A 17099-nucleotide genomic window follows, 5' to 3' on the forward strand; every position below is an offset into this window, starting at 1 on the left:
GGTGGGCGCCGTGTGCATTTCTCAGCTTCGGGATGGCCGCGCAGTCAGGCGTGCCGCAGTTGGGGGTGGGTGCTCCGAGGATCTCGCGGACATCCTCAGGCAGGTCCGCCGGCCAGCACGGAAGGGACCATGAACTGAGAACACATCAGATCTGGACGTCGGACTGGTGAGGTTGGCCCAGTGCACGTCCCCGTGGGCCGTCGACCAGGCGAGTGCAGCGGTGTCGATGGCGACTCCCAGGTACCGCGGCATGGCCCGGTCCAGATACTCCTGACGGACCGCCACGCGACTGGTGGGAACCTCGGCGATCGCGTTGAGGGCGGTGCTGAGGCCGCTCCACCAGGCATCGTCCAGATCCGGGACCGTCCGAAGCAGGGGCTCCTCAGTGGTGACGGTCCGAGCGGTGACCTTGTCGTTCAGCTCCGCCAGGTAGCCGTACTCGCCCTCGGTCCAGGTACGCCGCTCGCGCAGACGCGGGCGGGGTGGAGTAGAGAGCGATCGCCGCTGGTGTGGAAGGCACTTACCCGCTGTTCTGGCCGAGGCCCAGGATTTCAGCCGGCGACGGCGATGACGGCGACTCGGCGCAGGAGGTGAGCGGTCGGCAGGCGCCGTCTGGCCTCGCTCTGCAGACCGGCGAACGCCGTGTTCTTACCCGGATCGCCGAATTGGAGTGCGACGCGGTAGGTGCGCAGGTAGGTGAGGTCCCCCGTGTTCTGAGTCGCCCACACGGTGTGGGCCGTGGGAGTAGCGGCGGGGCAGCCCCATTCGGCAGGATCTTGGGCACGACGCGCTCACCGCGGCCATCGAGGATGCCACCCGGCTGCTCGGCACGCGCTGACGACGACCAAGCTCCGCTACGCGACACGGCGTCAGCGGGCCCTGGCTATCAGCCTCTGCGGATGGGCGATGCGGCTGGCCGGAACCTCGCAGATGGCGTTGGTGAGGCCGCGCTGGCGCCCATTGCGCAGCACTCGTTGTCAGCGAAGCAACCCCCGACACCCCGCCCTCGACTGCTATCGCCTGGCCCCAGGTGAATGGATACCCCGCTTCTACGGCTGGTTACCAGCACCGCCTTGCGGCAGCACTGGTAACCAGCACCGCTAAGCGATCAGAACGTTCACCAGTCGACCTGGTACAACGATGATTCGCTTGATACTTTGGCCCTCGACCTCGTGCTGGACCACGGGAAGAGCCTGGACTGCTTGACGGATTTCGTCCTCGGAAGCATCCGAGGGAACGCTCACCTCAGCCCGCGTCTTCGCGTTGATCTGGACGACGAGCTTGATCGTCTCAGACCGGAGCAGTGCCTCGTCAGCAACCGGCCACGGCTCTTCCCACACGCGCTTTCCGGTCAGCCGGTGGTAGATCTCACTGGAGACGTGGGGTGCGAACGGCAGCAGGAGCGATGCCAGGGTGCTGACCGCCTCGGTCACTGTCTTCTTCGCGATGCCGTCCTGCAGGGCCCGACTGCAGTCGTTGGACAGCGCCATCAGTGCGGCAATGGCGGTGTTGAATGCGAACCGCCCGGACATGTCCTCGGTGACCTTCTGGATGGCCCAGGCTGTCTTCCGCCGGAGGGCGAGATCACGCTCGGGGTCCGAGGCTGCGCCGATCAAGTCGGAGCCGGTGCTCGTGATCTGGTCGGTGTACCTCCAGACCCGCTTGAAGAACCTGTGAACACCCTCCAGTCCCTCGTCGGACCAGTCTGCGCCGTGCTCCGGGGGGCCCATGAACAGGACGTAGCAGCGGCCCGTGTCAGCGCCGTACTTCTCGACGATCGACCTCGGTGACACGGTGTTGCCCTTGGACTTGGACATCTTCGCGCCGTCTTTGGTGATCATCCCCTGCGTGAAGAGCGTGCCGAAGGGCTCCTGCACGGGGAGGAAGTCGAGGTCGGCGAGCGCCTTGCACAGGAAGCGCGAGTACAGGAGGTGCAAGATGGCGTGCTCGACTCCGCCGATGTACTGGTCGACCGGCATCCACGCGCGCGCCGCCTCTTTACTCCACGGCTCGTTGCTGTTGTTCGGGTCGCAGTACCGCAGGTAGTACCAGGACGAGTCGACGAACGTGTCCATGGTGTCGGTCTCGCGACGTCCCGGGCCGCCGCACTGCGGGCACTCGGTGCGGACCCAGTCCTCAGCGGTAGCCAGAGGAGATTTTCCCTTGGGGGCATAGTCCTCGACATCGGGGAGTGGGACAGGGAGTTGGTCCTCAGGGACTGGAACCAGCCCGCATCCGTCGCAGTAGACGATGGGGATGGGGCAGCCCCAGTACCTCTGACGGGACAGGAGCCAGTCGCGGAGCTTGTAGCTGACGACGGCCTCGCCCTGCCCGATGTCAGTGAGCTTGGCCGTGACTCGCGCGCCTGCGTCTCGGCTGGGTACCCCGTCAAACTCCGCGGAGTTGATGGCAACGCCCTCGCCGGCGTACGGAAGTTCAGGCGTCGCGCCGTCGGCAAGGCCGATGACAGGCTGGATCGGGAGTCTGAGCGCGTGGGCGAAGTCGAAGTCACGCTCATCGTGCGCGGGCACGCCCATGATCGCGCCGGTTCCGTACTCCATGAGCACGTAGTCGGCTACCACGATGGGGATCTTGTTGCCTGTCAGGGGGTGGATGGCATGCCGGCCGGTGACAACGCCCGTCTTCGGCCGCTCGTCGTTCCCGCGGTCGCTGTGTCCCGCGCGCCGAGCCGCGTTGGCGTACTCGCGGACCGCTGCTTCCTCCGGTGTCCCACTGGTGAGGCGCTCAAGGTCCGGATACTCCGGGGACAGCGCGATGAACGTAGCCCCGAACAGCGTGTCAGGCCGTGTGGTGAAGACCTGGATCTCGCCATCCACTTCGGCGCACCGGAAGGTGACGCTTGCGCCTTCCGATCGTCCGATCCAGGTACGCTGCATGGTCTTGACATGCGCTGGCCAGTCCAGGCCGTCGAGGTCGTTCAGCAGCCGCTCGGCGTATTCGGTGATCCGGAAGAACCACTGCTCGAGTTGCTTGAGTTCGACCAGGCTGCCGCACCTCTCGCACTGCCCGTCCACCACCTGCTCGTTCGCCAGCACCGTGGCGTCGGAAGGGCACCAGTTAACGGCGGACCGCTTGCGGTAAGCCAGTCCTGCCTTGAAGAGCTGCAGGAAGATCCACTGCGTCCAACGGTAGTAAGTCGGCTGGTGGGTGCTGATCTCCCGACTCCAGTCGATGGAGATGCCCCACTGCTTGAACTGCTCACGGAAGGAGGCGATCGACTCGTCCGTGGAGACCCGGGGGTGCTTCCCGGTGCGGATCGCGTGGTTCTCTGCCGGCAGTCCGAAGGCGTCGTAGCCCATCGGGTGCAAGACGTAGTAGCCCTGCCGGCGCAGGAAGTGAGCCACTGCGTCGCCGACCGCGTAGTTCTTGAGGTGGCCTACATGCGGCTCTCCGCTCGTGTAGGGCAGCATCTCAAGCACGTACGCGCGCTTGTCAGCAGCTAACGTGTTCGAGACTTCCCACGTCCGCTCCTCCCGCCAGAGTTTCTGCCAACGCTCTTCGATCGCACGGGGGTCGAACTGCGGCGATGGGTTGAGTTCGGTCATTGGAATCCTAATTCGCGACGAACTTGCCGAGCCATAGAGATGGCGCGCATTCTATCACATCTGAGCAGTGAGTGTTCGCAGCAAAAGCGCCCCAAATGTCCTGGCTCGGTGGATGGTCACCGGCATACCTTGATCGACTGCGTTCGGGTACTCAATGGTGAGTGCGACGCGCGTATTCTTACGGCTTCGAAGCCAAGCTGAGCAGCACTGTCCAGAGCGAGAATTGGCAGAATTCCAAGCGTGGTCGAAAAGTAGCAGCTGGGCTGACTGGAAGTTCTGCCCGCCTGGAAGCGAATTGAGTGTCGCTAGGAAGGTCTTGGCTACTTCCTTATCTCCAGGGTCGCCAGAGGAGACCACGTACGGCACTTCTTCAATAGGTCCACGCAGGCCGGGTGTATGCAGGTCCAGCGCAAATATGGTCCGGCCATCAGATGTGAGCCTGTCACGCAAAGCAGATACGGACCGATATGCACTTGAGTCGCCGTAGTCCCGGTTGTGATCCCAGGGCTTTCTGGCCTTCCCTTGGTCGCCATGGGCGACGCCATCCAGGTCCATGATGGGAAGTGCTACCAGCTCGCACTGGGAGGCGATGTGGTTTCCCGCTTGCCGCAGTCTAATGAACTCGCTGACCGCCCCCTCCAGCACGTATGAAGCCATGGCTTCGCAGGCATGGTGCCGGGCAGTGAGCAGAACGAGGTACTTCGATTTCGGCTGGGGCACTATGAGCATGGGGACGTTGCCGCCGATTTCACTGCGCGTCAGGGCCCGCCAAATCGCGGATGCCCCCAACTCGACGCGGAACGCCTCAAGTTCCCGAGGCCCGTACGGCATGGTTGCGGAGAGCCCCAGCACAGTCTGGCCCTGTAGAGGTACCTCGAAATCTGTGTCAGGTCCCGGTGATTCCCAAAGCCAGTTACGAGACTCCGCCGTGCTGACGACAGGCCCGAACTGGCCAATCAGTAGGGGGCGCGCCAGGCGAATGCGCACCATGATATCGCGATCTGAATGCAACCGCACATGCCAGTACCAACGGTCTCCGGTCGAGTCCCGCAGATCACGATCAATGACGAACTCGTGCGGCCCCACCTGATGCACAAGCCCGTTGCCGGTGGGAAACGCCGAGCTGATCCTGATAGTCACGAGCTTGTGCCGTCAACGGATTCGGCGATAAATATGAGGTGGCCTTTCCCGCGAGGCGACGGACTCTCCTTTCGGAAGCTCCCGTATTCCTCGGTGACCGTAAGGCCGGCTTCCTTCAGCAGTTGGCGAAGCTCCGGGGCGGTCAGCGCCATCTGGTCGAAGAAGTTGTCATACATTGACACCCGCCCGTCCGCCTCCCGGACCAGGATGGTCTCCTCGTGCCTCCAGTTGGCGGTGTGCGCATTCACCGCGTGCCGAATAAGCCGAGTGATCAGAATTCCTTCATGCCTGTGATGGGCGACGATATAGGGCTGATAGCTGTCGGCGAAGTTCAACATGTGGCCGATGTCTACAACGAATCGCCCGCCCGGCCGCAGCCATCCTCGCACCTTCGCCAGTAGCCTTCCGAGCTCGTCACGCTTGAGATAATTGAGTGTGACGAATACGGCATAGATCAGGTCGAACTGCTCCTGCGCCTCGTAGTCGGCAGCGCTGCAGTGGACGTACTCGATATCGCCGCCGGCCTTCATGGCGAAGTCGATGAATTGTTCGCTCTGGTCCACTCCTGTGCAGGCGTACCCAAGGTCGCTGAGAGCGCGGAGGTTGGTCCCGGTTCCACAGCCGAGATCCAGGACTCGACCGGCCGCCGGCAGGTAGGAAGAGAAGAAGGAACTCTCTACCTCCAGGTTCCGGAAGTCCTTCCTGATGATCTCGTAGTACTCGCCCGGGAATTCAAAGCCGGTCATCGTCATCTCCTTAACGTGGAACGCCGCTGGCCCGGCGGGGGTTGCCCGTCCGGGCCAGCGGCGAGCGGAGTGGATCCGGGCCTACAAGAACTCGTGGCTCGACCGCAGGAGCCGGTAGTCGAGGCTGTGGATCCGACCGCCGGCCCCCAGCTCTCGCAGCTGCGCCAGGTTCGGGCTGTTGTCCCAGATGTGCGCCACGGAACTGTCCGTCATGTTGTAGCCGCCGGAGAAGTCGGAGCCCTTCAACTTCCCCGCCGTGTAGGAGGAGCCCAGCGGGTCGAGGCGCATGCGGCTGAAGGGCCACTCCGTCAGGTACGGCAGTTTGTCGACGAGATCCGTCAAGTCGGCGAAGGGCTGGGCGGTTTGTCCTCGCCGGACATAGTGGCTGTGGGAGGGGGTGTAGTCGCCGGAACGCACGCCCTGGAGGTAGAGGTCCAGGCTCTCTCGGATCTCGGCCTCGTTGAGGACGAGATCACGGAGGTTGACGCCTCGGCCGACCGGCGAGAGAAAGCCGATGTCGAACCACTGCGCGCCGAACTCGGTTACCCTGCGCCCGATTTCCCGGACCGTGGTGTGGTTGTTCTTGTGGAGGGTGGCGCCTGCGGCAACCGGGATCCCGGCGGCGGCGAGGACGCCCACTCGTTCGCGCAGCATGTCGAAGGCGCCACGGCCGCGCATCCAGTCGTGGGTTTGGGCGTCTGCGCCGTCGATGCTCGTACCGACGTGCCACAGTCCGCGGAGCGACTTGAGCCTGTCCACGTTCTGCGGGTTCAGGGCCGCCGTGTCGCTTCGGACGTAGACGCTCAGGCCGGCCGCGTCGGCTGCCTCCACGATGTCGAAGGAGTCGTCCCGGAACAGGGGGTCTCCCCCCGTGAGTTGAACGATGAGCACTCCGGCCTCAGCGAGCTTGCCGAAGATCGCGCTCCACTGCGGGGCGGTGAGTTCTTCCGGCATCCTCGCTTCCGGCGAGGACTCGTAGGCGCAGTGGCGGCAGGCGCGGAAGCAGCCGTACGTGACCTCGACCTCGACGATGATCGGGCTCTGGAGGTAGTTGAGGGACAGGTCGCGGGCCGCGAAGTGCTCGACGGTCGAGCCGGTGCCCAGCGAGCCCAGCAGGTTGTTCTGGAGCAGGGACCCCAGGGTCTGGCGCCCCTGTCCCGTCTCGCCGGAGTGCTCCGTGAGGTGCAGCAGTTCCCGACCGGTGCAGTGTCCAGCCGCCGCCTCCCGGAGGATCTCGTAGGCGGTGCGGTCGACCATGAAGTGCCGGTGCTGGTCTCGGTCGAACAGGATCCCGCCGAAGAACTCTTCGCGCAGCTTGGCGTTGAACGGGACGCTGATCGGGACATCGAGGATGGCCTCGATGTCGCCGGCCGAGGTCTTGTAGGTCGCGAACTCGGGGGCGCAGGCGCAGTCCAGCATCGGGTGGAGGTCGCGGCTCAGGAAGAACGGTCCGGACCGCTCGAAGTTCTCCCGGAGGATCTTTTCCTGGGTGTTTGCCAAGCCTTCAGTTGCAACTGACATACTTGCTCTCCTTCCAGGGCTTCCGCACGTCAACGTCCGGCTCGGCGCATGACGGGACGGCCTTGCGGCGACGTGATCGTGCGGGTGTCCAGGTGCAGTAAGCCGGGGGCAGGCACGAGGCTCGGGCAGTCGATTGGTCAGATCGCCTATGACAGCGGAGGACCTTGATGCTCCGCGTGGCACCTACATAGAGGTGATGGCCCGTCACTACTAGTGCGAGACTGTAGTACGAAGAGCGCCTCCCCGCGCCCCTTTATCTGGGCACGCCCGCAGATGGCTGGAACTGTGCGCTCCCCGCCACGCTGTTGCCCGCGAGGGCAACAGCGGTCCGCCTGACCGCCTGCCCCCTCGCTGCCGTTCGCCGCCTGTGACTGGCGCAGGTCAGGGGCTGCGTCGTTCATCGTCGTGGCGCTGGCTGGGGAACCGTCGAGTTCGCCATGACCACCCGCGCAGAACCGCATAGAGGTTCCTTCACTTCAGTCGCGCCTACCGGCAGCAAACAGCACATGGGTGCCACCGTCACGGGCGCCTGACGCGTTACAGGCCATCGTTTCCTGGTCCAGGAAACGGCTCCACCGCTCTTCGTCCGCTTCCAGGTAGGCGAGTGCCTGCGAGTCCCCAAGTGAGGCCCAGTTGCTCGCGGACCCCGTCAACAGCGTGCCACCCGCCTGCTCAACCAGCTCGACAACCTGGTCCCAGGTGAACAGCCGGCACACATGCGCCCGCTCGGGGACCACACGGAGATCTCCTGTCGCCAGGATCGCGCTGATGACCTCCGGTCCGTACCTGGCGTCAAGTTCCGCCGCGATCGGCAAGGCCACTCTCCAGGTGCCGTACAGCGACATCACCGAGGCCAGCACCACCCCGCCTGGCCGCACCGCACTCAGCATGCCGGCCAGCGCCTGCGTCTCCCCCTCAAACAGGTAGGACAGAGGTCCACCGAAGGCGACCACCGCGTCGAAGCCCTCTCCACCGAAGCGGCCTACCTCCCGCAGGTCCAGGACCTCCCGACGCTCCACCGCCTTCTCGTACCCCTGCGCTGCGACGAACTCGGCGTTCAGGCGCAGCTGCACCCCAGAGATATCGGTGACCAGTACCTTCGCGCCCAGTCTGGCCAGTCCCACAGTGAAGCGGCCCGGGCCGGCGCCGATCTCCAGTACCCGCCAGCCCGGCTGCACGAATCGTGCCAGGAACCGAAGGTGCACCTCCAGGCTCACCCGTCCGCGCACGTCTTTCACCAGCCGGTCTAGCTCCTGGATGCCGATCTCGTCGAAGTATTGGCGCGCGCCCTCTCCGGATGCCCAAGCGGCATACTCGTTCCCTGGGCCATCCACAGCGGCTCCTTCGGCCGGTCGGCGGCCTCGACCAGCCGAGCGATGTGCTTAGCCTGCCCGGAGTCGGGTGTCCCCGGCGGCGTCGATTTCCTCCTCCATCAGCGTCGCCGACACCAGCCACTGCAGCATGCAGACATGCCGACCCCCTGCAATACCAGACCGGTACGGCGGATAGCTCAGGAAGGGGATGCTGCGGTGGGCAGGGAACTACGGCTGACCAGGCCATCCAGCGGACAAGGCGTTTGTCCGTTTCGCAGGCGCCGTTGTGCGAGGTGTCAACGGCCGACACCATCCCGAATAGCGGTTGAGACTCTGGCAGGGGCCGGTCACCGAGGGTTCGGTCAGTGCGCAGGAAGTGGGCTTGTTCTCGTGGATAGCGCCAACCTGCTCCACGTCACGGTAGACGCGGTATGTAATGGAGCTTGTACGCCTGGACGTTGCCCAGCTCAGTAGAGGCCCACGGGCATTCGGACAGCGACCACTGGCCACCACAGAAACCCGGAGGAGCAGATGCCACGACCGCCTAGGCTGTTGGATCCCACCCGCTCCCCGGCGCACCGGCTTGGCGCCGAGATCCGGCACTGGCGATCACTCCGAGGTCTGAGCCAGGACAAGCTCGGCGAGTTGGTGCACGTCAGCGGCGACCTGATCGGCAAGTGGGAGAAGGCCGAGCGATCCTGCAGTCCCCGTCATGCCGCGGCTCTGGACGTCGCGTTGGAGACCGGCGGCGTCCTGTCTCGATGCCTCGTGGCGGCTCAGGCTGAAACGGACAATTGCTCCCGGGAAACGGACAACTCGTCTCTCAGCGACACAACGGCTCGCCCATGGGGCAGAACAGGAAGCACGCTGGAGGGGTCACGGTCTACCTCCGAGTGGAACGAGCTCAACCCCATGGAACGACGGAACTTCCTCGCCGCGACCAGCGCGGCGGCCCTTGCCGCCGGCCCCCTGCTCCAACTGATCAGCACCACCTCGGCGGCAGCCACACCCTCACTCGTGCGCTCGGCCGACGTCGAGCAAGTCCGCACGGCCGCGACCACCCTGCGCAGCTGGGACAACCTCTACGGCGGGGGTGGTGTCGTCCGCGAGACCGCACTCGCCCAACTGCGCTGGGCCGCAGGCTTGCTGAACACGAGTTGCCCGGCCTCGCTCAAGGTCGATCTGTTCACCGCAGTCAGCCGCCTGGCGACCGTCGTCGGTGCCTCGGCTTTTGACGCCTTCGCCCACGAGGATGCCCGCCGTCTGTTCGTCTTCGCCACCTCGTGCGCGGAGGAGGTGGACTACTGGCCGCTGCGGGCCATCTCCTACAACCTGCTGTCTCGGCAGGCCACGTGGCGCGAGGATCCGGACGCTGGTCTTACCCTCGCCGAACTCGGCCTCGCCCGCGCCAACCGCCTCTCACCGGCCGAGCGGTCGATGCTCCACAACGCCCGCGCTCGAGCCCTCGCCAAGATGGGCCACGCCCAGCAGGCCCTCGCCGCTATCGGGGAATCCGACGACTCGTTCGCTTCGCTTGTCCCTGCCGACGAGGGGCCGTGGATGGCCTACTACGACAGTGCCCAGCACCACGGCGACACCGGGCACGCCCTGTTCGACCTCGCACTCGCCGGCCACCCTCCGCGGGAGGCACTCGGCCGGCTGCAGACCGCTGTCGATGGCCACGGCCATGGATTCGCCAGGTCCCGCACCTTCTCCCGTACCAAACTGGCTTCCCTGCGGATGGCCACCGGAGACCCGGCACAGGCAGTGGACGACGGCCGTATCGCGCTCACCGAGGCCAGCCAACTCCGCTCCCTGCGCGCCAACCACGAACTGGGTGAACTGAGCCGCCTCGCCCACCGCCACCGGACTATCCCGGACATTCGCGACCTGCGCGAGCAGATCACCTCTACGGTGGCGCTGTGAGCACCGTCGACTACTCCCACGCCCTGCTTCTGAAGGCCTGCGCCACCGCTGGCCTGTCGGCAGACCAAGCCGAGCTGATCCGCATCGGCGAGAACGCCCTGTGGAAGCTCCGCAACCAGGTCGTCGTCCGCATCGCCCGCCCAGGTCAATGGGACGCCGCCTTACGGGAACTCGCCGTCGCCCGTTGGCTGAGCACCTGCGGCGTCCCGGCTGTGCGGCCGCTCGACCACATGCGGGAGCCCCTGGACACCGAGGGGCACCCGGTGACCTTCTGGCACGAGCTACCTCGCCACCGGCCGGGCACCGCAGCCGACATCGCCCCACTCCTGCGGCGCCTCCACTCACTCCCCATCCCCGACTTCCCACTGGGCCGGCTGGACCCGTTCGTCCGCCTCGCCACCCGCATCGACAACGCGGCCACGCTCGATGACGAACAGCAACAGTGGCTCCACCACCGTCTGGCCAACCTCCAGGCCGCCTGGTCCAGCCTTCCTGAAGGCCGCCCGCCGAGCGTGATCCACGGCGACGCCTGGGGCGGCAACGTCGCGGTCACCCCCACGACCGTCTATCTCCTCGACTTCGAACGGACCTCCCAGGGCCCGCCCGAATGGGACCTCACCGCCACCGCCGTTGGACATGGCACCTTCGGCACCGTCTCCGATGAGCAGTACGCCGCGTTCTGCGAGGCCTACGGCACCGACGTGACCACCTGGGCCGGCTACCCGGTCCTGCGCGACATCCGCGAACTCCGGGTCACCTGCTTCGCCCTCCAGCACGCCGCCACCGACCCCACCCGCTACGGCGATCAGGCCCACTACCGACTCGCCTGTCTCCAAGGCCAGCACGGTTCTCGCCCCTGGGGTTGGACAGCAGTGAGCTGAATCCCCAGCGACCGCAACGGGAGTGTCAGGCGCGTGAGTGTGACCCAAGCGGACAACGCGGTTGTCCGCTTCGTGGACACGGGCGTTCGGGGTACCGTCGAGGTCGGGAGCACTGTGGGTCGAGGGGATCGAATGACCGGTGAGGACAGTGGACCGATCGATGCTTCGTGGGTGGCACGCAAGCACACGTCCTACGACGAACTCACGTCTGTCGGAGGGTCCTTGTGGTGGCTTCAGTCCGATCCAGACTTCGGAGGTGCTCGACGTCTGGTCCGTGCCGAACGTGACGCGGCACCCCGGGCGCAGACTCCACCCGGTATGTCGGTGGGTGGGTGGCTGCATGCGTACGGAGGCGGGTCCTACGCGATCGCATCCGACTGCCAATGGATCATCAGCGCCCTGGACAGCAAGGTCTATCGGATCGGCCCCAGTGCTGAACCCGTTGCTGTTGTCCCTTTGGAGGACGAATTCCTATACGGGGACCTGCACATCGCGGACGGCATTCTGCTCGCGGTGCGGGGCACTGACAGCGGGGACGAGCTCGTCCAGATCCAGCCTGACGGCGGTGATGTGCGGGTCTTGGTGACCTCGCCGGGCTTCCTAGGAGCCCCCCGGCTTCGCGGTGGCGTCCTCGCGTATCTGGAGTGGGGCGCCGACCGCATGCCGTGGGACTGCGCCCAGCTCCATGCCACCGACTACACGACCGGCGGCCAGCTCGGCGCTGGCAGGGTTGTCGCCGGGGGCGAGCACGAGTCGGTCGTCCAGCCGGCCTGGGGGCCGGACGGATCGCTGTACTTCCTCTCCGACCGTACGGGGTGGTGGAACCTCTACCGCTGGGACGGCGCCGAGCACGCAGTCGCACCGATGGATGCCGACTGTGGGCCCGCACCCTGGGAGGGTGGCTACCAGTCGTACGCCCACCTACCGGGCGGAGCAGTCGCGTTGACCGTCCACGACGGCTTCCGGGCCCGGCTGGTCACCGTCAGCGAGGGCGGCAGCAGAACTGAGCCTGACACTGGTCTGACGTCCCTGAAGCCCTATGTTGCTGCGCACGACGGCAAGGTGGCGGTCATCGGCGCAACACCGGAGCGAACTCCGGCCGTCCTCTTGGTCGACCCGGTCAACGGTGAGCTGGACGAGCGCACCGACAGCGCTGCCGGTCGCTGCCATCGGGTGATCTCGGCCCCCTCCGTCCGGACAGTCAGGTCAGGCGGAACGGACATTCGCTTCCTGTTGCACGCGCCGCCCAATGGCGGTCCGGCCCCTCTGCTCGTGCGCGCTCACCCCGGTCCCACCGACGACGTACCGCTACGTCTGGACTGGACCACGCAGTTCTTCACCAGCCGGGGGTTCGCCGTTGCCGAGGTGGCCTATCGGGGCAGCACCGGCCACGGCAGAGCCTTTCGCCAGGACTTGAACGGGCATTGGGGCGAGTACGACGTGGAAGACTGTCGGGCCGTCGCCGAGCACCTTCTGGCAGAGGGCACCGCGCTTCTGGGTTCCGTATTCATCTCCGGGGCCAGCGCCGGCGGATACACCGCCCTCCAAGCCGCGTGCCAGCCGGGCCCGTTCACCGCGGCGACAGCGACCTCGGCGATCGTCGACCCGGCGCGGTGGACCGCGACGGCACCTAGGTTCCAGCGGCCCCACGCCGCTGACCTCGCCGGCGCGGCGGGCGCGGTGCGCGCCGAGGCGATCCGGATCCCCGTTCTCTTGATCCACGGGACAGCCGACGACGTCGCCCCAGTGAGTGACGCCCAGGCGCTCGTCGATCGCCTGGCTGGGCTCGGAGTCGACCACGAGGCTCTGATCCTGGACGGTGTCGGGCACTACCTGTCGGCCCCTGCCAGCCTGCAGTCAGCGCTGGAGGCAGAGGTGCGGTTCTACGGGAGGATCACGTCCGCCGACGGGTCGTAGCCACGCCACGAGCAGCAGCGGGCAGCACCTCGCGAACGTATTCGTGAAGGTCGGTGACGGCCTGGTATCCGGCGTGGGGTGCGAGATCGAGGAGGAGTTGGCTTACGCGGTCGATGCAGCGTCCGGACGAGGTCCGGGCGGCATATCCGACAGCTTCCCGGCCGGCCGCGCACGCACGATCGAGGTCGCCGGAGCGCACCCACGTGGAGGCGAGCAGCGCGGCGTCGATGGCGAGGCGGCGCACCCGATCACGCCCAACGCCATCGAGGGCGTCGGCGACCTGGTCACGGGCGGCCGGCGCCCGGCCGAGATCGTGCAGGCAGTGTGCGATCTCGTCGGCCAGGTATGGCCGAGTGAAATAGCCAGCCCAGGGCGGCTCGTCCCCAGGGATGGAAGCGTCCAGCAGCGTTTCGGACTGGAGGAGCAGGGCGGTGGCTTCGGGTTCGTTGCCCATCCGGGCGTGGGCCCGGGCGCTGACTGCACTGATCGCGGCCCGGGTCGCCGGGCTCGCCCCCGTTCCCGCCACGGCGCTCGCGGCCTGAGACCAGCTGAGCGCGATCTCGGGATGATCGCAATGCAACGCCAGATGTCCCAAGTTGACGGCCACCAGATAGGCACCGTAGGCACGGTCAGCCGTCTGCGTGGTCAGCACCAGAGCGCGCTTGTAGTAGGACTGCGCCCAGCCGGGCCGCCCTGAGTCCACAGCCTGGTAACCGGCCAGTTCGAGGAAACCCGTGGCAACCCGGGCTCTGCTGCGGGCGGCTTGCGAGCTCGCTACCGGCCTGGAGAGCAGCGCGGTCAACTCGGAATCGATATAGGTGGAGAGCTGGCTCGCGAACGGTCCGGCACCGTGGACGTGGTCCAACTGCCGGAACATCGCAAGCATGCTCTGCGTCAGAGCGACATCCTCCTCCGTGACCCACAATCGACCCTTCTCCTGGACCGGCACCGTGAGCGCTTGGCCGGACGCACTCCACTGGGCGATCAGCTGCGAGGAGTCTTCTGGGGCGAACCTGGCTGATACGGTCCCACTGGTTGCCCCACGGGACGGGGACCGGCGACGCTCTTCGTCCGCGGCCGGCCACAGATCAGCGAGCGCACCATCAGACTGCAGCGCTTGGTCGCATGCCTCGATGGTCTCGCGGGACGGGAATCGCTCCGTGGATTCGATGCGGCGAACCAGGTCGGCACTGCAATGGATCAGGACACCCAGTCCTGCCTGGCTCACACCACGCTCCATGCGCAGGTTGCGCAGCGCGGCCCCGAGCCGGGCCTGCGCCGACCCTGCGGACACGATCTCCCGTGCTCTGGCGGCCACCTTCGCTCCCCGGTCCGTAGCCCCGAGAGAGCGAGGCCCGATTGTAAACGTACCGTCACCGCGCCTTCCCGTGCGGGCTTTCTCCAAGAAGGCTGAAGCTGGCAAGACAACTCAGCTGTCAGCACGGTGGTCTCGTCCTCGTCGCGCAGCCTGGACGAGCAGGGCCAGGGCCCCGTCAGGCGTCCCACGGGATTTTGCCGGAGATGGTCGTACCGCCCACGCGTAGCTACCGGCACCTCCACACCGGGAGGTGAGGTGGCCTCAGATCTCTAGGTGTGCTTCGTGGTGGTCGGCGGTGTACTTCAGGGTGAGGGGCAGCCGGTGACCGTAGTGGCGGCTCGTTGCGGGTGAGGCACCTGGGATCGAGCAGCCCCGGTCCGGGCCAGAGACGGTGACTATCTTCCCGCAAGGGGCGTGCCTCTGTGCTCCCGTCTCTGCAAGCTCCTTGCTATGCGGGGCAGCCTGCCGTTGTCGGCGGGGCCTGAATCTCTGATTCAGCGGATGGCCGGGCATGGCCTTGGATACCGTCGTGACGTCGATCGTGTCATCGTGAGGAGTGATCGGATTGGACAAGATTCAACTGGCCTCGGTAGACGGCCTCGCGTTGGATGCTGCTGTCCACAGGGTTCCGATGGGGCGGCGGCCGGTTGGCACCGTCATCCAGGCCCATGGCATCAACACCGACAAGGACGAAGGAGGGATGTTCATCCGCCTGGCTGAGGCACTGGCCGAGTCCGGCTTCACGGTCATCCGCTTCTCCTTCCGTGGCCACGGGGCCAGCGACGGCGCTCAGCGGGGGATCACCATCGCCGGGGAGATGCTGGATCTGGAGGCAGCAGTCGACTTCGCGGTCCGGGAGCATCCCGGGCCGCTGTTCATGGTCGCGGCAAGCTTCGGAGCGGTGGCGACGTCGTTGTCTCTGCCCTGGCTGGGTGAACACCTGTCAGGAGTGGTGTTGTGGAACCCGGTCCTGGACCTGCGACGGACGTTCCTGGAGCCCGAGCTGCCCTGGGGTATCGAGAACTTCAGCGAATCGGCTCAGGACCGCCTCCACGACGAGGGGTCGTTGATGCTGGATGGGGAGTTCGAACTGGGTCGGGTCTTGTTTGCCGAGATGCGCTGCCACCAGCCGGGCGAGTCCTTCACTGCGGACTCGACTCCGGCGATCATCATCCACGGTGACCGGGACAGCTATGTCTCCTATGACATCGCCCGCGAAGCCGCGCAGAAGCACCCCCGCTGCGGTTTCCATTCCATCCACGGGTCCGACCACGGGTTCGACTCCCGAGAACGTGAGGATGAGGCGATCACAGTCTCCGTTGGCTGGCTTGCCGATCGTGCTGGGAGTTCCACGTGACACGCCCGCTATACGGGCCGGCAACGCTTGCGGGCACGGTTCAGCTCGGCGAGTACTGCGTGTTGGGCTACCCGAAGGAATCCCGACTGCGCCGTGCGGCCACGGCCGGTGTGCAAGAGCCCGGGGCCCCGGTCCGGATCGGGGACCGCAGCCTGCTTTTCAATCAGATCGTGCTCTATGAGGGGGTGACGGTCGGCCAGGACTGCGTGCTGGAGGACCGGGTCCGCATCGGCTACGACAGTCGTGTCGGCGATCGGACCCGTCTCGCATATGGCGCCTACGTGTGCGACCGGGTAGCGATCGGTGCGGACTGCACGGTCGCCGGTTTCGTCTGTGACGCGGCGCGGATCGGGGACCGCAGCACGGTGATGGGCGAGCTCGTCCACGAGTACACCCAACCCCACAAGGGCTGGTGGGCGGTGGATGAGGAACCGCCAGTAATCGAGGACGACTGCGTGGTCGGCTACGGCGCCAGGATCGTCGGCGGGGTCCGCATCGGCCCGTGCAGTTACGTGGCGGCTGGCGCGGTGGTGACCCAGGATGTGCCCCCTGAGCATGTGGTCACCGGGATCAACGTGCGGACGCCGGCAGCCGAGTGGACTGGACCGCGGCTCCAGGAACTGATCGGCCATTGGCAGAGCCTTCGTCCTCCGAGCCCAGGCCGGCCGCTACTGCCAGTCGACGAACGGTGAGTCCTCGGTGTCGCTTCCAGCTTCGTCCTTGGGGAGTTGGCGCACGAGTGGCGGGTCGAGGGCCAGTGCGCGCAACTGCCGCGGGAACCGAGCACGCAGGTCCTGCCGTGGATGGTCGATGTAGAGCGAGGGCAGGAATTCGTCGACGGGAACCACGGATTGCTCCAGCCCGGTCGCGAGCACCTCTGTCAGGGCTGGCCGGGTGAGAAGGTAACCGAAGGTGCAGTGGCTGTAGCCGGGGTGGACGACGCCTGACACGTAGGGTTCGTCAGCTTCCAAGGGGAAGCGACCAAGGTAGAGCAGGTCGAATGCTTTGTCCTTCGCGGTGAGTTGAGCCAGACGGGCGAGCAGGTGGCTGAGGAAGTCCGGGGCCAATACGGCGTCGTCTTCGAGGATGAGGATGAACGGCTCGTCGCCGGTGTCGGCCGCGTGCTGCCAGCAAGCGAGGTGGGAGAGGGTGCAGCCGATCTCGCCGAGTTTGAGGGGACGGCTCCACCACGGGTTGTCCGAGGCGATCTGCCAGGGGAAAAGGGCGACGCCGAGCTGGTCCAGGACGTGCCGGTTCAGTTCCCGGCCGTCGAACGGCCCGGTCCAGTCCGACGTAAAGGTGGCCTTGAGTAGCGCGGGGAGCTGGGCTTCCATCTGCTTGCGACGGTCAGCCCGCCGCGGGAGGTTGACCACGTACGCGCGAATGTCTGCGGAAATGATCACTCGTCTGCCCC

At 66.2% G+C, this 17099-nt stretch carries 13 protein-coding genes and 1 pseudogene; 6 read left to right on the forward strand and 8 right to left on the reverse strand.

Going from position 1 to position 17099, the window contains the following annotated elements; all coding sequences use genetic code 11:
* Positions 1-551: 551 nt before the first annotated feature.
* The 6 genes from ABH928_RS14955 to ABH928_RS14980 all read right to left on the reverse strand — a co-directional run bounded on the left by ABH928_RS14955 (position 552) and on the right by ABH928_RS14980 (position 8307).
* Complete coding sequence (locus tag ABH928_RS14955) at positions 552-728, reverse strand: hypothetical protein (RefSeq protein WP_370066299.1); 177 nt, start codon at positions 726-728, stop codon at positions 552-554.
* A gap of 372 nt (positions 729-1100) precedes the next feature.
* A complete protein-coding gene (leuS, locus tag ABH928_RS14960; protein ID WP_370066301.1) occupies positions 1101-3566 on the reverse strand; it encodes a leucine--tRNA ligase in 2466 nt (821 codons plus the stop codon).
* A gap of 54 nt (positions 3567-3620) precedes the next feature.
* Entirely contained in the window at positions 3621-4706 is a 1086-nt protein-coding gene (locus ABH928_RS14965; RefSeq protein ID WP_370066303.1) for a hypothetical protein, read from the reverse strand.
* Entirely contained in the window at positions 4703-5452 is a 750-nt protein-coding gene (locus ABH928_RS14970) for a class I SAM-dependent methyltransferase (RefSeq protein WP_370066305.1), read from the reverse strand. The genes ABH928_RS14965 and ABH928_RS14970 overlap by 4 nt, the downstream gene beginning before the upstream one ends.
* Positions 5453-5533: 81 nt before the next feature.
* Positions 5534-6952 carry a radical SAM protein gene (locus tag ABH928_RS14975; RefSeq protein ID WP_370066307.1) on the reverse strand — a complete coding sequence of 473 codons (1419 nt, stop codon included), beginning with the start codon at positions 6950-6952 and terminating at the stop codon, positions 5534-5536.
* Positions 6953-7449: 497 nt separating this feature from the next.
* Positions 7450-8307, reverse strand: a complete 858-nt coding sequence (locus ABH928_RS14980) for a class I SAM-dependent methyltransferase (protein ID WP_370066309.1) — start codon at positions 8305-8307, stop codon at positions 7450-7452.
* A gap of 510 nt (positions 8308-8817) precedes the next feature.
* Between ABH928_RS14980 and ABH928_RS14985 the strand changes: the two are divergent.
* The 4 genes and pseudogenes from ABH928_RS14985 to ABH928_RS15000 form a co-directional block, all read left to right on the forward strand.
* Positions 8818-9030, forward strand: a pseudogene (locus ABH928_RS14985) (helix-turn-helix domain-containing protein); the annotation flags it as partial.
* A gap of 168 nt (positions 9031-9198) precedes the next feature.
* Entirely contained in the window at positions 9199-10212 is a 1014-nt protein-coding gene (locus tag ABH928_RS14990) for a hypothetical protein (RefSeq protein WP_370066644.1), read from the forward strand.
* The gene (locus tag ABH928_RS14995; protein WP_370066311.1) at positions 10209-11093 is read left to right on the forward strand and encodes a phosphotransferase enzyme family protein; all 885 of its coding nucleotides are present in this window, start codon (positions 10209-10211) and stop codon (positions 11091-11093) included. Before ABH928_RS14990 ends, ABH928_RS14995 begins: the two co-directional genes overlap by 4 nt.
* A 132-nt stretch (positions 11094-11225) precedes the next feature.
* Entirely contained in the window at positions 11226-13010 is a 1785-nt protein-coding gene (locus ABH928_RS15000) for a prolyl oligopeptidase family serine peptidase (RefSeq protein WP_370066313.1), read from the forward strand.
* On the opposite strand, the gene ABH928_RS15005 is transcribed toward ABH928_RS15000, so the two are convergent.
* A complete protein-coding gene (locus ABH928_RS15005; protein WP_370066315.1) occupies positions 12988-14328 on the reverse strand; it encodes a helix-turn-helix domain-containing protein in 1341 nt (446 codons plus the stop codon). The genes ABH928_RS15000 and ABH928_RS15005 overlap by 23 nt on opposite strands.
* Positions 14329-14893: 565 nt before the next feature.
* Here ABH928_RS15005 and ABH928_RS15010 point away from each other — a divergent pair.
* Together ABH928_RS15010 and ABH928_RS15015 are read left to right on the forward strand one after the other, a co-directional pair.
* The gene (locus ABH928_RS15010) at positions 14894-15685 is read left to right on the forward strand and encodes an alpha/beta hydrolase (protein WP_370066317.1); all 792 of its coding nucleotides are present in this window, start codon (positions 14894-14896) and stop codon (positions 15683-15685) included.
* Positions 15682-16377 (forward strand): DapH/DapD/GlmU-related protein, encoded by a 696-nt coding sequence (locus ABH928_RS15015; RefSeq protein ID WP_370066319.1) that lies wholly within the window; start codon positions 15682-15684, stop codon positions 16375-16377. Before ABH928_RS15010 ends, ABH928_RS15015 begins: the two co-directional genes overlap by 4 nt.
* Here ABH928_RS15015 and ABH928_RS15020 read toward each other — a convergent pair.
* Positions 16354-17088 carry a glycosyltransferase family 25 protein gene (locus ABH928_RS15020; RefSeq protein WP_370066321.1) on the reverse strand — a complete coding sequence of 245 codons (735 nt, stop codon included), beginning with the start codon at positions 17086-17088 and terminating at the stop codon, positions 16354-16356. The two genes, ABH928_RS15015 and ABH928_RS15020, sit on opposite strands and share 24 nt — an antisense overlap.
* Positions 17089-17099: the final 11 nt, after the last annotated feature.

This window comes from Streptacidiphilus sp. MAP5-3 (assembly GCF_041262505.1).
In the GTDB taxonomy this organism is placed as follows: Bacteria; Actinomycetota; Actinomycetes; order Streptomycetales; family Streptomycetaceae; genus Streptacidiphilus.

What these genes read in the sequence shown, in the direction of transcription:
- leuS (WP_370066301.1), bottom strand. Translation starts at nt 3,566, where the DNA reads ATGACCGAACTCAACCCATCGCCGCAGTTCGACCCCCGTGCGATCGAA.
- ABH928_RS14990 (WP_370066644.1), top strand. Translation starts at nt 9,199, where the DNA reads ATGGAACGACGGAACTTCCTCGCCGCGACCAGCGCGGCGGCCCTTGCC.
- ABH928_RS14970 (WP_370066305.1), bottom strand. Translation starts at nt 5,452, where the DNA reads ATGACCGGCTTTGAATTCCCGGGCGAGTACTACGAGATCATCAGGAAG.
- ABH928_RS15000 (WP_370066313.1), top strand. Translation starts at nt 11,226, where the DNA reads ATGACCGGTGAGGACAGTGGACCGATCGATGCTTCGTGGGTGGCACGC.